The 14,552-nt window shown below is 38.5% G+C and carries 14 protein-coding genes; 1 reads left to right on the top strand and 13 read right to left on the bottom strand.

The genetic code is table 11. The features are described from left to right. Positions 1–8: 8 nt before the first annotated feature. The 8 genes from rnz to obgE form a co-directional block, all read right to left on the bottom strand. Positions 9–944 (bottom strand): ribonuclease Z, encoded by a 936-nt coding sequence (gene rnz, locus AC1Z3K_RS12925; RefSeq protein WP_461732931.1) that lies wholly within the window; start codon positions 942–944, stop codon positions 9–11. A 68-nt stretch (positions 945–1,012) separates the two neighbouring features. Continuing rightward, positions 1,013–2,338 carry a sensor histidine kinase gene (locus tag AC1Z3K_RS12920; RefSeq protein ID WP_426081412.1) on the bottom strand — a complete coding sequence of 442 codons (1,326 nt, stop codon included), beginning with the start codon at positions 2,336–2,338 and terminating at the stop codon, positions 1,013–1,015. Further along, positions 2,335–3,024 (bottom strand): response regulator transcription factor, encoded by a 690-nt coding sequence (locus tag AC1Z3K_RS12915; RefSeq protein ID WP_426081411.1) that lies wholly within the window; start codon positions 3,022–3,024, stop codon positions 2,335–2,337. Before AC1Z3K_RS12915 ends, AC1Z3K_RS12920 begins: the two co-directional genes overlap by 4 nt. 238 nt (positions 3,025–3,262) lie before the next feature. Continuing rightward, entirely contained in the window at positions 3,263–3,838 is a 576-nt protein-coding gene (locus tag AC1Z3K_RS12910; RefSeq protein WP_461732930.1) for a DUF1269 domain-containing protein, read from the bottom strand. A gap of 79 nt (positions 3,839–3,917) precedes the next feature. Further along, positions 3,918–5,801 carry a carbohydrate-binding domain-containing protein gene (locus AC1Z3K_RS12905; RefSeq protein ID WP_461732929.1) on the bottom strand — a complete coding sequence of 628 codons (1,884 nt, stop codon included), beginning with the start codon at positions 5,799–5,801 and terminating at the stop codon, positions 3,918–3,920. 9 nt (positions 5,802–5,810) lie between these two features. Beyond that, positions 5,811–6,488, bottom strand: a complete 678-nt coding sequence (locus AC1Z3K_RS12900) for a DUF4956 domain-containing protein (protein ID WP_426081408.1) — start codon at positions 6,486–6,488, stop codon at positions 5,811–5,813. Further along, positions 6,478–7,209, bottom strand: a complete 732-nt coding sequence (locus AC1Z3K_RS12895) for a VTC domain-containing protein (protein ID WP_461732928.1) — start codon at positions 7,207–7,209, stop codon at positions 6,478–6,480. The genes AC1Z3K_RS12900 and AC1Z3K_RS12895 overlap by 11 nt, the downstream gene beginning before the upstream one ends. A 599-nt stretch (positions 7,210–7,808) precedes the next feature. Beyond that, positions 7,809–9,122, bottom strand: a complete 1,314-nt coding sequence (obgE, locus tag AC1Z3K_RS12890) for a GTPase ObgE (RefSeq protein ID WP_461732927.1) — start codon at positions 9,120–9,122, stop codon at positions 7,809–7,811. 1,107 nt (positions 9,123–10,229) lie between these two features. On the opposite strand from obgE, the gene gap reads away from it, so the two are divergent. Further along, positions 10,230–11,240, top strand: coding sequence for a type I glyceraldehyde-3-phosphate dehydrogenase (gap, locus tag AC1Z3K_RS12885; RefSeq protein ID WP_426081405.1), 1,011 nt, complete (start codon positions 10,230–10,232; stop codon positions 11,238–11,240). 149 nt (positions 11,241–11,389) lie between these two features. Here the strand turns inward: gap and AC1Z3K_RS12880 are convergent, their stop codons facing one another. The 5 genes from AC1Z3K_RS12880 to AC1Z3K_RS12860 form a co-directional block, all read right to left on the bottom strand. Beyond that, positions 11,390–11,794: a hypothetical protein gene (locus AC1Z3K_RS12880; protein WP_461732926.1), complete on the bottom strand. Its 405-nt coding sequence runs from the start codon at positions 11,792–11,794 to the stop codon at positions 11,390–11,392. Positions 11,795–11,836: 42 nt separating this feature from the next. Next, positions 11,837–12,307, bottom strand: coding sequence for a ferric iron uptake transcriptional regulator (gene fur / locus AC1Z3K_RS12875; RefSeq protein ID WP_426081403.1), 471 nt, complete (start codon positions 12,305–12,307; stop codon positions 11,837–11,839). A gap of 173 nt (positions 12,308–12,480) precedes the next feature. Then, positions 12,481–13,332 (bottom strand): CvfB family protein, encoded by an 852-nt coding sequence (locus AC1Z3K_RS12870; protein ID WP_426081402.1) that lies wholly within the window; start codon positions 13,330–13,332, stop codon positions 12,481–12,483. Between the two features lie 21 nt (positions 13,333–13,353). Then, positions 13,354–13,677 (bottom strand): AzlD domain-containing protein, encoded by a 324-nt coding sequence (locus AC1Z3K_RS12865; protein WP_426081401.1) that lies wholly within the window; start codon positions 13,675–13,677, stop codon positions 13,354–13,356. Beyond that, positions 13,667–14,374, bottom strand: coding sequence for an AzlC family ABC transporter permease (locus tag AC1Z3K_RS12860; protein WP_461732925.1), 708 nt, complete (start codon positions 14,372–14,374; stop codon positions 13,667–13,669). Before AC1Z3K_RS12860 ends, AC1Z3K_RS12865 begins: the two co-directional genes overlap by 11 nt. Positions 14,375–14,552 lie beyond the last annotated feature (178 nt).

Here is a 14,552-nt window from a genome sequence, read left to right as displayed (position 1 = left end):
CTTTTTCTTTAATTACCTTCTACAAATGGAATATCAATAACCTCCATGTCCTTAACTGCCTTCACAACAGGAAAAACTTCTTTTGCTTCATCTTCCAGCTGAATAATATCTTTGTTCAGATAGCGGGCACTGATATGGGTTAGTATCAGTTGCTTAACCTCCGCCATTTTGGCAGTTTCCGCCGCCTGATGACTCGTCGAATGATAATAAGAACGGGCCATTTGAGCTTCGTCCTTATTATAAGTGCTCTCATGCACGAGTACATCGGCTCCCCGAGCTAACGTGATGCTATTCTTGGTTTTCCTCGTATCACCCAAAATCGTCACAATTCTGCCGGCTTTCTTTTGCCCAACGAAGTCTTTGCCGTTAATTACCTGTCCATTTTCCAGAGTAACAGTTTCTCCCCGTTTTATCCGGCCATACATTGGTCCAGATGGGATACCCAGCTCCTTCAGTTTCTCAACCTGAAGTTCTCCTTCATGATCCGCTTCAGCAACTCGATAGCCATAGCTTAAAATACCATGATCCAACGGCAGATATTCCACCTTAAACTGTTTATCTTCAAAAGCTACACCACCATCAGATAATTCATGATAAACAATAGGATAAGAAACTCTTGTCTTTGACACACTAAAGGATGTTTCAATAAAGTTTTTAATTCCCTGAGGCCCATAAATATCCAGTTGCTCATTTCCCCCTTGAAAAGAACGGCTGCTTAATAGACCTGGTAATCCATAAATATGATCGCCATGAAGATGGGTAATGAATATCTTTTCAATTTTTCTGGGTCTGATATTACTTTTTAAAATTTGCAGTTGCGTGCCTTCTCCACAGTCAAATAGCCAGACGGCATTTCGCTCATCCAATAACTTTAATGCAATACTGCTTACATTGCGATGTTTGGCTGGTACTCCAGCTCCTGTACCTAAAAATTGTAATTCCATTGATTTCCTTACTTTCCATTAGATTTCTTCTTTATTTTAGAAGAAAGCTGCCTTATTAGCAAATAAAATTATTTTATGGGTAATACTACTGTAAAAGTTGTTCCCTTTGGCAAAGTATTTTCTACCGTTAATTTCCCATGATGAGCCTCTACAATCCATTTTCCAATAGCTAAGCCAATGCCATAACCACCAGTTTTACGATTACGTGACTGATCGCCTCTATAAAAGCGATCAAAAATTTCCTGTTTTTGTTCATCAGGAATACCTACGCCATGATCTATGACTTTGAAAATCCATTCATTTTTTTCAACTGTAGAAAAAATAACAATTTTTTCTTTCTCATGTGTATACTTTAATGCATTATCCAGCAAAATGATTAGCAATTGTTGTATTTTCTGACGATCAAACACAGCTTTTCCATCATTTTTCAATTCTAGCTGAACATCCTTATTTTCAGCTTCTCCAAGTTCAAGATATGGAGCAATAGCTTTTGAAAGAAACTCGTTAACAGCTATCGGCTCTTTATCAAGAACAACTGCATTGGAATCAGAACGGGCCAACAACAGGAGATCGCTAGTTAATTGACTAAGCCTCTGCACCTCTGTCAATGATGTCGCAATCGTTTCCGATTCTTCAAGAATCGTATGATTCGGCTTAGTAAAAAGCTTCTCCAGTTTTGCCTGAATAATTGTCAATGGCGTCCGCAGTTCATGGGAAGCATTTTCTACAAATTCCTGCTGTTTTTGCCATGAAACCATGATTGGTTTCATGGACCACTTCGACAGGAAGTAACTTAAAATTATAGACAACACACCAAAAATAACCATACATCCAATCAAAATTTGCTTAACGCGTTCTACCGTTCCTTTTATCGGATCAGTATTTGTCAAAATTTGAATATAGGCTACACTGCTGGATTGATCATCCATTACAGGAACCATAATCGAACGGAATTGAAGCTCGCGATTATTGCTGTCTGTCACCTGAACGCTGGTCACTGTGTCTAAGTGTTCAGTAGAAAATGGGATATTCTGCAAATCAGTATATCTTGAGCCAAGACTCTCTTCATTTGCTATCTTTCCCTCTTCAGTCCAAAGAATGACCTGCTGCTGAAAGTTATTGGGCGGCGGCAGTTTATCTCCTTTGCCGCTGCCTGAAAATCCTTCAATCTGAGGGAGTTGTCCAAAACGATTGCTTTCTAACGCTTTAAGCTGATTTGATAAAAACTGTTCATGGCTGGCTAATCGAGTTAGTTCTGTATCAACACTTTGGTAAATAGAGGTCTGCAGTAGTTGAAATACAATAACACCTAGAATCAGGAAAATACTAGCGAAGGATAGCAAGTTAACAATAAAGTAGCGAATCCGTTGATTTCTATTTCTCTGTACCTTCATTTACTCTCTTCCTCTTCCGGCTGAAATAGGTAGCCGACATTCCGCAGTGTTTTAATCCATTTATCCACACCAAATGGCTTCAGATGCTTTCTCAAGTTACTCATATAAACCTCTACTACTGTCAAGGTCGTATCCGATTGAAAACCCCAAATACGGTCAAACAGCTGATCTTTTGTAATAATTCGCTCTTTGTTCTGCATTAAATAAAGAAGTAAGTCAAATTCCTTGCCCTGCAGCTGGATATCATGTTCCTTGTACCTTACTTGACGATTGTCGATTTCCACGCAGAGATGGCTGACTGTCAGCTCATTCTTTGGATTCAAACCGAGTGATCTACGAATCAGCGCCTGAACCCGCATTAAAAGCTCTTCTCTATGGAATGGCTTTGTAAGATAATCATCTCCGCCGTTCTTAAACCCGTTGATTTTATCAGCCAGACCATCCTTCGCTGTTAATATCAACACAGGCGTGTAAATTTTCTTCTCTCTTAGCTTTGTTAACACTTGTTCACCTGGGAGACCTGGAAGCATCAAATCCAACACAATCAAATCATAGACTTCTCGTTCCCCTTCGTAAAGGGCTTCTTCTCCATCATATATCTGTTCTACCTCAGCAATTTCCGATAAAATATCAGAGATGCTGTCAGATAAAACTTCATCATCTTCAACCAAAAGTATTTTCAACATATCCTTTACCTTCATTCTTTCTAATGATTAGAAGGATGAAACAAAGCTCTATGCCAAATTGTCCCATCCTTAAAAATCAGTCTATTTTCTTATACCATTTTTCAGCCTGCAAGAAACTAAGAATCTGAAAATGATCGTTTACATTAAAATGTATAAATCTTTCAAAAAAACCTAGATAGGCTTAACCTTGCAACTAGCGATTATTTTTTCTGAGCAAAGTTTTTTTATAGAATTAAGCTTATGCGTTTTTATTGCTCTGATTGTCTGTATCTTTATTGTCCACCCAAGCATCATTGGCTGTTTCCTGCACTTTCTTTTCTACAGCTTTGGCCTTTTCTATCTCTTGGCTTACATCTTCGTAATCCAAGCGCGTAATTTCGCCGCCAAGCTCATTCATAATTAGATGATTCAGCGGTCGATTATCTTCTTCTTCTGCAATGAGAATCAGTCCAGTCTGACCATCGGAGATTTTCTCTGTCATGTGTTCAAATACTGTCTGCGCTCCCTGAATTTCTCGCGCATCCTGTGTTGCGCCAATCAAGCTGCCAGCAAACCAGCCTAATAAAATACCTAAAGGTCCGCCTAATATACCAATGACCATGCCAATAAAACTATTCTTTGACGTGTAATCATTTCCTGTAAAATCAAGAAAATCATTAATTTTAAATTGGTGGGCACCTTCATTCGTATGTGTAACGACCGCCATTTGCTCGCCTTTAATCTCTCTAGCCGTATAAAGCTTTTTGATTTCTGAAAATGCCTGATATGCTTGACTTTCTATTTCAAAATTCATGATGATAACCCGCTTTGACATTTTGATCACCTCATTTTATTTTTAACCTTATTTTATCAGTAATCACTCTGTTTAAGCAATGAAAATCATTTTCTTTCTGTTACCAGCGTCCGCCTCCTAGACCACCACCCATTTGGTTTTCGGAAACGGCAGAACCATCCTGTGAAACAGATGTCATTTGACCGCTTAACGTCAGTGTTCCGATTTGTGTGCCGCCTTCATAAGTTCCATCCTGATAAAGCCCAAATTCAGAGGTTCCTGAGCTTGTTCCACCAGAGTAAATTGTTAGTTCCTTACCAGAAGACAACTGAGGTGTACTTACAACTAGATGTGAAAATTCTTTGGTTGGCTGGAATGTTGCAAGCTGATTTCCTTCTGAATCCTGAAGATGAATAAGTGTATCTGCTGCTTGAGTTGTGTCAAAATAAATACTGACGGCCGCTTGTGAAGAGCTGTCGCTTGTTCCCAAAGCCATGCCTGAGCTTCCGCTAGCTAATAATGTCCCGCCTTCCATAGAAAACGTTCCTTCATAATCAAGGGCTCCGTTTCCGCCATTAACTGGACCGTTTACTAGTAATGTTCCGCCATTCATTCGAATATCACCATTACTATCCACCCCATCTCCTTCAGCTTCAACATAAATCGTTCCACCATTGATTTCAAGGTAGTAACTGCTGTCTCCTCCGCTGTTTGGATCGCCTCCGCTAAACTGATCACCGCCAAATGCTCCGGAGTCACCTTCACTACCACCAGCCGAGTTGATACCATCATCTGTCGCATGAACTTCAATTATTCCGTCGTTGATCGTTACAGTCGCTCCCTCCAAGCCCTCATAAGACTCTGCTACCTTAATCGTTCCGTTGTTAATCGTTAAATCCGTGTCTGCATGTATTCCGTCATCTCCGCTGGACAGCTCAAAGCTGCCGTTATTAATTATTACATCAGCGTTACTATGAATACTGTCATCAGCTGTTGTCAGCTTGTAGGTTCCTTCATCAATCACAATTGTTCCAGAAGCTTTCAATCCTTTGTAGCTGGCAATTTCATCAAATGTCTCTCCAGTGCCGGTCTGAATAGACATCGTGCTTGTCTTAATAGAAAGAGTCGTTTCTGCCTGAATACCGTCATTAGCGGCGTTAAGCTCAAAGTTTCCCCCGTCAATACCAACCCAGCCTTTTTCAGCTTCTGTGGCATTATCCGCTTGAATACCATCACCCTCTGCAGTCTCTATAATAAACGTGCCGCCCGCAATTGAAACTGAGTCTTTTCCTTTTATGCCATTATTTTTGGCAGTTACCTTTATCGTTCCGTTTGTAATAACGAGATCATCCTTACTTTGGATGCCATTATTGTAGTTTCCTGAAACAGTCAGCGTACCTGAACCATTAATAGTTAAATCATCCTTACTGAAAAAAGCGGCATTCGGATCAGTTTCATCAGCTGTTCCATAAATATACTCAGATCCGTCAGTTAAACGATTTTGTGTACCTTCAGCAAGTGTTGTAATAACTTTTTCAGCCTGCTCTACATAGATTGCTGCAGAAGTATCATTAGTGATTGTTACACCATTTAATACTAATTTTACTGTTCCCTGATTGGCGGAAACTTTGATTTGACCAGTGTATTCGCCAGAAAGAATATACGTTCCGCCAGCGCTGATTGTGATAACCTGATTACTTTCAGAAGCCCCAGATCCTGTAATTGTACTTTGTGTGCCTGTCATTTTAATCATCGTTGCATTTGCTTCACTGTAGCTTTCATCAAAATCTTCTTCACTGTATTTTCCATACTTTGTCTCACTAATTGTTGCATTAGTCATTTCAGTGATATCTGCGCTGTTTTGCGTGTTCTCTTGCTCGGTCTCTGACGAAATGGTATTGGCTTGACTGATTGTCTGGCTTGTTTCTATTTCATTTTTCTGACAGCCAGCAAACAAGACCAGCAAGCCTGTCAGGACAGAGAGTTTTGTTGCTATTTTTTTCATAATTGTCACCTACAATTCATCTTTGTTTGTTGAAACTTTTCCAGAAGCGATTGTCAAATTGCCATTTCGAACTCTTAAAGCATCTAAAAGTGTTTTTTCTTCCTGCGCATCTTTTAGTGTCACATGATAACGTAATTCATAGAGACTGCCCATATTTGTTGTCTTCACTGAATCCAGATTAAAATTATGAGTAAACTGAGCAAACAGGTCATCAAAAAGTCCTGGATAATCGAGATCCTCAGGGATTGTAATTTTAATTTCCCGTTCTGCTACTTTATTTTTCTCACCAAAATGACTACCGTTTAGAAGAAACAGAACAACGGCAATAACTAATGAAAAGATAATGACGTAACTGATATAGCCCATACCTGTCGCTAAACCAATTCCCATTGACCAGAAAACACTAGTAATCTCTCTAGCCCCACCAGCAACTGAACGAAAACGAATCAGGCTAAAGGCTCCCATAATTGCTACTCCTGTACCTAAATTCCCATTCACCAGCATAATAACCAGCTGAACCAAAATTGGCAGAATTACCAAGGTAATAATAAAATTTTTAGAATAGCTGCTGCGGTACATATGAACCGCAGCCACTAAAAGTCCTAGGGCGACTGAGGTTCCCATACATAAAATCAAACTCAAAAGATCAAGCTCCACCGAGCTTTCTGCGAATAAACTAGACAACATAACTAAAGTCCTCCTTGATAAATAGATAACGCTGATAGGTTTGTGCGTATTTTGAGAAAGAAGCTGGATAAATCTTCAATTCTCCTAGTATTTCAGAAAACCAGATTGGGTATGCGCCTAACGCTTTAACTTCCATCAAAATATCAATCTCCGGCGCCACCGGTTTTCCATAATCTCCTTTGGAAATATCCAGTTCTTCTGTCCGGTAACGAATATTAAAGTCAAAAGTAATGCGAAAATCTTCATCCTGCGGATTGTAATATGCCCGTCTGTCATAAGCAATCATCACTTTCGGCTTTAATGCTTTTCTTAAAACCAGCCAGTCAATTTCCTTTTTTATCTGCTGATCCTTTTGGCGTTCAAAACTGTGATTATCTTGACTTAGTTCAAAGAAACTTGTTGCTTGTTCATATGGAAGGTTCACCCGTCGTTTGTATACTACTCCCTTAACCTTTTTTTTGATTTCCATAAATACATCACTATCCTGCTGTGGTATACCATAGCTTCTCAAACGAAATTTTTCTTTATAAACCGGCTTATTAATAGAATGCCGAATCATTTCATAATCATTGGTGTCAAAATAAACAGATATAATAGTATGCAGTCCATATTCATCTTCATACATATGTTTTTCCAGCCTCTTCAACAGCTGCTCATATACCTCATAGGATAGCTTATATTTTTTCTCTCTCCGTTGAAAACAGTTCTTTAATTTCAACATAATCCCTCCCTTGCAAATTAAAGTATAGAATAACTAACATAAATTAAGCTTAAAAAAACACAACTGACAAACTGCTGCTAAATTTTACTTTCTATCATTAGATTATTGATGGAAAAATGTCATTTGGCTCACGAGCAGCAAGGCGAGTCAGACACAGGATAAAGAGCATCTTGTATCTGACTCGCCTTGTTGTTAAAGATAACTTGCTCATAAAGCTAAACATTAGACAGATGACACCCTCACTAGCCCTTTATCAATAAAAAAAAGGGGCTGTGACATTAGTATGCCTCAGTCCCTTAAACCCGGATAAACGGTGTTTCAGAATTAACTTCTTCGACAATAAGGCGGAAATTCGCAAAAATTTGTAGAACAATTTTCGGAATTTCCGCCTTATTGCTTGAAGCTGAACACTTCTGTCACAACCTCATTATTTTGCTAAATCTGCACAAAGATGTCATCATTAAAACTTACAGCGCCGTTCATAAGTGTTAGCAGCTATGAGAAAATTCTATAAACACTATTAATGAATAGCCATTAAATATTGACTACAAAGCGCCCGCTGTCTGAAATTAACTAGTTAATTATATTAGAAAAAAACTTTATTCAACAAACTCAAATTCAAAGCCGCCAATTCGGACAATGTCTCCATCCTTCGCGCCCCGTGCACGCAGCGCTTCATCAACACCCATTCCTCTTAATTGTCGAGCAAAACGCATCACTGTTTCATCGTGCTCGAAGTTCGTCATCTTAAACAGCTTCTCCAATGCTTCACCGGTTAATACCCAAGCTGCATCAGAATCACGCTCAATTGTGAACTGAGGACCCTCAGACTGGAAGCCGTAACGAACAGTTTCTTCTTCTACTTCTTCATTATATAGAGGGAACTCAGGAGTAACATCAAGTAAATCAGCTGTAGCATTCAATAGCGGCTCCAGCCCTCGCTTCGTAACTCCAGAGATTGGAAAAATAGGCAAGGCATCTGCATATTCGTCTGTCCGTTCCTTCTCAATCTTTTCTCTAAACTCTTTGAGGTTTTCTTCAGCTTCCGGCATATCCATCTTATTAGCAACAATAATTTGAGGCCGTTCCAGCAATCTCAGATTGTGAGAAGCCAATTCTTTATTGATAGCCAGATAGTCCTCATATGGATCTCTGCCTTCCATTCCGCTCATGTCAATTACATGAAGAATAACCCTTGTCCGTTCAATATGACGTAAAAATTGAGTACCCAGTCCCACGCCCTGAGAGGCACCCTCAATCAATCCAGGTAAGTCCGCTGCAGCAAAGCTGCGGCCATCTCCGGTTGTAACCATTCCAAGATTAGGCACTAGCGTTGTAAAATGATAAGCGCCAATTTTAGGTCTTGCTGCTGAAATAACAGAAAGCAATGTGGATTTTCCTACTGAAGGGAAACCGACAAGTCCCACATCTGCTAAAACCTTCAATTCCAATTCAATTTTTCTTTCTTGACCCGGCTCGCCGTTTTCAGCTATTTCCGGTGCAGGATTTCTTGCAGAGGCAAATCGGGTATTTCCCCGACCGCCGCGACCGCCATGAGCAACAACCAGCTGCTGCCCATTCTCAACCAAATCACCAATTAGAGCACCAGTTTCTGCGTCGCGTACCGTTGTGCCTGGTGGTACTTTTACTAGTAAATCTTCTGCTCCTCTGCCGTGCATCCCTTTGCTCATGCCATTTTCACCTAAAGGGGCTTTAAAATGACGGTTAAAACGGAAATCCATCAGTGTCCGCAGACCTTCTTCAACAACTAGAATTACATCCCCGCCATTTCCGCCATCCCCGCCAGCGGGTCCGCCGTCAGGCACATACTTTTCTCTTCTAAAAGCGACCATTCCGTCGCCGCCTTTACCAGCCTTGACATCGATCACTACTTGATCTAAAAACATGGACATTTTATCGTCCTCCTATTTTAGTAAATTATCTATATAAATCTGGTTAAAGTTTCTACTACACTTTACTTAAACTAGCAGTAAAAATAACAGCAACAGAACCATTTTCTTTAAACACGATTTACAACTAAACACTTGTCAATAAATTCTTAACAAATATAACCTTTAATAAGAAACACAGCTGTTTATACTAGCACGATTTTTTCGCCTCTGCAAGAATCAAATTATATTTTTCAATAATAACAGCTAGTGAATAAAGGACTATTCCAAATGCTAGTGTTAGTATAGCACAAATAGCAGCGGATAAAAAACTACTTTTAACCTATGAATCATCTTAACAAAAACTCAACAGCTTTCTAGGTATTTTTCATAGAAGTAATTTTCCGTTTACTGTCGTAAAACAGCAGTCTTTTGTTTTTGCTACAGCGATGAATGGAATGACAAGTGTTTTGAAGCTCTATGAACTCATTAGACATTGTTCCGTTTTCTTTAGAAATTTCATCATGTGATTGTATATTACAGCAAAAATAGTTCAATTGTTTCTTGAAAAACTAGATTTTTCACTGTAATAAACGTCAGATTTTATTATTTATTCTACAATATCTAGCTTATATTTGCATGCAGAATTATATTTAAAAGAAGAATAATTTATATGAGAATCGCTTCGAATCTAAGCCTGAATTCAAAATATTTTTTTGATACTAAGCTTTTTCAGCTGAAATTAAAACTGTAGGTTCTGTCAGCCTAAGTACCATTTTAGCGATTTTAAGAGGTACATATTTCAACACTACTCTATGTTGAAGGATATATTTTTGTATTTTCCTTTGTTGAATTGAGTTTGACTGCTTTGACTATCCTACCAGCTAATTAATATTTTGCTTCAGTTAATTAGGTTGCTCTATCGAAACCAGATTGAATAGAGAACTCCCTACACGGATAGATTTCTCTGTTCTTTTGATTTTCCTCTAATTTTTAGTTTAAAGAACTGATTTTTCCTTTTTATTTCAAGGTGTATCTTTTGACAAAAAATCCGTTCGGTTGCAAACTATGAAGTGTAAACATAAGTAGAAGAATCTATTCTGCTTAATTAATGAAGGGGGAATTAGCACTATGACAGTAAAAGTAGGTATTAATGGTTTTGGACGAATTGGTCGACTGGCTTTTCGACGTATAAAAGAAGTATCAGATGATATTGAAGTGGTAGCAATCAACGATTTAACCAGCCCAACAATGTTGGCGCAGTTATTACAATTCGACTCCACACATGGTACGTACCCAGGTACTGTTACCGCAACTGATAATGCCATTGTAGTGGATGGCGAAGAAACTCGTGTCTATGCAGAACCCGATGCTAGTAAAATTCCATGGGCAAAAGAAAACGGTGTAGACATCGTTTTGGAATGTACAGGTTTCTACACTTCAGAAGAAAAAGCACAAGCTCACTTAGACGCAGGCGTAAAACGAGTAGTTATTTCTGCTCCAGCAGGTGCCATGAAAACAATTGTATATAACGTGAATGATGATACATTAACCAGCGATGACAAAATCATTTCTGCAGGTTCTTGTACAACGAACTGTCTAGCTCCAATGGCCTACTTCCTAAATAATGAATTTGGGATTGAAGTTGGAACAATGACAACTGTTCACGCCTATACCTCAACACAAATGCTGCTGGATGGTCCAGTTAAAGGCGGTAATCTAAGAGCTGCACGTTCTGCTGCCGACAATACAATTCCACATTCAACAGGTGCTGCTAAAGCAATCGGCTTGGTAATTCCTGAACTAAACGGTAAATTACAAGGTCATGCACAACGTGTTCCTGTAGTTGATGGTTCTTTAACTGAGCTGGTTTCTATTCTTAAAAAGAAAGTAACAGCAGATGAAATCAACGAAGCGATTAAAAAACATACTGTTGATAATCCTTCTTTCGGTTATGATGACCGTGAAATCGTTTCTGGCGATGTGATTGGTACTACTGAAGGTTCTATTTTTGACCCAACACAAACAGAAGTAACAACTGCGGGAGACTTCCAGTTAGTTAAAACAGTCGCTTGGTATGACAACGAATATGGCTTTACTTGCCAAATGATTCGTTTGTTGGAAAAATTTGCCAACTTGTAATTTCTAAAGTAAAACACAAAACCGGACAGCTGCCTTCCTTTGAACGGCTGTCCGGTTTTTTTACTCAAAAAACATAAAACAAGAAGCATTTACCAATACTAAAAGAAGCAGTTTTAAGCTTTTTTATAATTGCTTCTTTATACTATAGACTACTCAACATCAGCAAGCTTTTGCTTATTTCGCTCACTCTTTTCAAGACGCAAATGAGTAAGATATAAATCACTATTTTTTGATACAATTCTAGAAAGTATGAATAGTCTAACTAGTACTGAGAGTATCTCAGCTTTACCAAAGGTAAGTAATTCCAGCACAGGAAAGACCAGTGTTAGAATAATTAACACCTTCGTCAAGTGATAGCCAATAATACTTCCTCTTATTAAAAAAATACCAGTTAATCCATTTACCACATTAAAGCTTAATACAATAACTAAATAAATCAGGACATCACTTACATACATAACTATTTCAAAAACTTGAATTAACTGATAGAACTGTATAACCGAACCAATACAAAGTAACCAACCTATCCACTTCCAACCTTTTGGAACACTCACAACAAATTTCCCCTTTTTATTAATATTTTAAAAATAAATGAACTATTCTCCTTTTTTCTCAGCAGCTTCTTTTTGCTGACATTCTTGACAAATACCATGAAATGTTAGACGGTGATCTTTTACAACAAAATGATACCGTTGCTCTACGATTTCTTCTACTTCACCTAAAAGATCCTCTTCAACCTCTTCTATGTTACCACATTCTAGACACAAAAGATGATGATGAAAGTGCTTAGCACCTTCTTTTCTAAGATCATAGCGAGCCAAACCATCATTAAAGCTGACCTTATCAATCACTTTAATATCCGTCAAAATTTCCAACGTCCGATAAACAGTTGCTAAGCCAATCTCCGGACTTTTTCTTTTAACTAAAAAATAGATTTCTTCAGCCGAAAGATGGTCCTTTTCATTCTCCAGCAATACAAGTAGTGTTGCTTCTCTTTGAGGCGTTAATTTGAATCCTGATTCATGTAATTGCTTCTTAATTTTTTTTAATGCTGCCATTGAGTTCATAAAGAAAACCCCTTATTTATAATAATTATAATCTGATAATCGAATTCTCACTTCCAAATTATAATAAGTATAAATTAACTCCAAAACAATTGCAAGTGATTCTCAATTAGAATCATTATTTTTTTAACACTTTCCCAATATAAGTATTTTTCACGGTTTCACTGTAATCTAAACTACAATAAAATTGTGAAACCATCTTCCTGCTTTATCTTTTTGTCTTTCAACAGATGGCCGATTGCCCGTTTAAATTGACCTTTGCTAATGCCAAAGGCCTGCTTTATTTCTTCGGGGGCTGATTTATCTGTATACGGAATTCTTCCATCAGCAGAACGTTCAAGGAAGGTCAACAACATTGCTGCATCGTCATTAATTGCTTCGTGGGCTCTTGGCTTCAACGAAAGGTTTAATATACCGTCTGGCCTCACACCGATAACACGACCAGAAATCTTTTCACCTAAGCGGGGTTCCTGGTATCGTTCAGAAGGATGAATAAACCCAAGATGTAGTTCCTCAGTTAAAACATAAGTACCAGCCATTTTCAGACGAAACACTGTACCTGTAATATTCTTGTTTTTCATTGCTTCATCTGCCGGCTGTGCCATGGCCTGAAATTCTTTTTCATCCGCCAATTGTCCCCAAATACGGTTTTTATCATCGGTTTTCAATGATATCATCAGACGGTCCTCTTTTTTAGGCCAAAGCTCTTTCATAACAGGAAGCTCATCCATGGAAACCACAACGTCCTTATCTTTTAATCCGATATCTACAAAGACACCTAAATCTCTCCGTACACCTGTAACTACGCCGAAACCACACTTATCTAAACGAATACTTGGAATAACTGTTGTCATGGCAGGCTCCTGCTTTTGATTCACATATCCAAAGCCTTCTACAGCTTCTCCCAGCTGATGCTCTCCTTCTTCTTTTGATAAACGAAAAGTAACCCCGTTTTTTTGCAAAAAGTAGCTGCTGTCATTTTGATCAATAACTAGTGCTGTAAATATATTTCCTAATAATTCGTACATTGCCTTCTTCCTCTCTATGTGTTAAAAAATGAATCGCAGAATAGCGATAGTGATGATTCCGGTAATGACTGTCCGCATCAAATCTTTCGTTCGAACAGCAACCAGTAATGTAGGAATACAGCTGACTGCTTCCAGCAGCTTGAGTCCTGGAAATTCCCCTTCTCTATAAATTAAGATACTTTGGAATAAAAGTGCTGTTAATATGCAAATCGGAATATAGGATAGAAAATTTAATAGCCAATCAGGAAATGACAGCTTCTTTGTTAGAACAAAAGGAATAATCCGAGGCAGCCAGGTAACAATGGCACAGCCAACAATGGTAAGCAGTATATAACTATTCGTCATGAGAAACCGTCACCCCCACTCCACAGCCAATCAGAGTTGCAATAAGCACTGCAAGTTCTGATGAAAAAAATTTCATTGATATAAAGATAGAAATACAGACAGAAAAAATAACTAGCAGTCTCTGTTTTGTTTTCTTCTTGATTGCTGTATCTACCTGAAGTACAAAAAGCCCAGCGAACATTGCTACCAATGCAAAATCCAGCCCCAGCATATACGGATCAGGAATCCAGTTCCCTAACAAGGCGCCGCCCACTGTGGAGAGAATCCAGGCAAGATATGCTGTAATATTTAAGCCGTGTGTCCAATTCGAACTGATTTTATGTTCATTTGAAATAGCTGTCATCAGTACGCCGTAGGATTCATCTGTTAAAAGGCTGCCAATACCAATATTTGTAATCAATGACTCTTTCTTGAAAAAGCTAGCTACTGACATGCTCATCAGAAAATGACGTAAATTAATCAAAAATGTTGTTAATATAATAGCTGAAACAGGTGCCTGAATTGCCAGCATCCCGCAAATAATAAATTGTGCACTGCCTGCATAAATCAGTATCGACATCATCGCCACATGAAAAACAGATAAGCCTACACTTTTACCAACAATTCCAGCTGCAATACCAATTCCTGCATACCCAAGTACAGTGGGCAGACAAGCCTGAACCCCTTCCCGAAATGTTTCGTACTTAACCTTCTCCATCCAAAGAATTCCTCCCTACTATAACTATATTTCATTTCTATCATCTATGCTATCTCATGAGCAGACGGAAAATAGACTGATTTCCCTTGGCTGATATATAATTAAGAACCCCAAGTGAGCTGCATAACAAGAGCTATAATAGAACAAGAGTCTGGAATACTGCATTCCAAACTCTTTG

Source organism: Enterococcus sp. LJL128, from assembly GCF_056924295.1.
This window is presented reverse-complemented; position numbering and strand designations above follow the sequence as displayed.

Coding starts and splice junctions, on each gene's coding strand:
- rnz (WP_461732931.1), bottom strand. CDS start 944: ATGGAATTACAATTTTTAGGTACAGGAGCTGGAGTACCAGCCAAACAT.
- AC1Z3K_RS12920 (WP_426081412.1), bottom strand. CDS start 2,338: ATGAAGGTACAGAGAAATAGAAATCAACGGATTCGCTACTTTATTGTT.
- AC1Z3K_RS12915 (WP_426081411.1), bottom strand. CDS start 3,024: ATGTTGAAAATACTTTTGGTTGAAGATGATGAAGTTTTATCTGACAGC.
- AC1Z3K_RS12910 (WP_461732930.1), bottom strand. CDS start 3,838: ATGTCAAAGCGGGTTATCATCATGAATTTTGAAATAGAAAGTCAAGCA.
- AC1Z3K_RS12905 (WP_461732929.1), bottom strand. CDS start 5,801: ATGAAAAAAATAGCAACAAAACTCTCTGTCCTGACAGGCTTGCTGGTC.
- AC1Z3K_RS12900 (WP_426081408.1), bottom strand. CDS start 6,488: ATGTTGTCTAGTTTATTCGCAGAAAGCTCGGTGGAGCTTGATCTTTTG.
- AC1Z3K_RS12895 (WP_461732928.1), bottom strand. CDS start 7,209: ATGTTGAAATTAAAGAACTGTTTTCAACGGAGAGAGAAAAAATATAAG.
- obgE (WP_461732927.1), bottom strand. CDS start 9,122: ATGTCCATGTTTTTAGATCAAGTAGTGATCGATGTCAAGGCTGGTAAA.
- gap (WP_426081405.1), top strand. CDS start 10,230: ATGACAGTAAAAGTAGGTATTAATGGTTTTGGACGAATTGGTCGACTG.
- fur (WP_426081403.1), bottom strand. CDS start 12,307: ATGAACTCAATGGCAGCATTAAAAAAAATTAAGAAGCAATTACATGAA.
- AC1Z3K_RS12870 (WP_426081402.1), bottom strand. CDS start 13,332: ATGTACGAATTATTAGGAAATATATTTACAGCACTAGTTATTGATCAA.
- AC1Z3K_RS12865 (WP_426081401.1), bottom strand. CDS start 13,677: ATGACGAATAGTTATATACTGCTTACCATTGTTGGCTGTGCCATTGTT.
- AC1Z3K_RS12860 (WP_461732925.1), bottom strand. CDS start 14,374: ATGGAGAAGGTTAAGTACGAAACATTTCGGGAAGGGGTTCAGGCTTGT.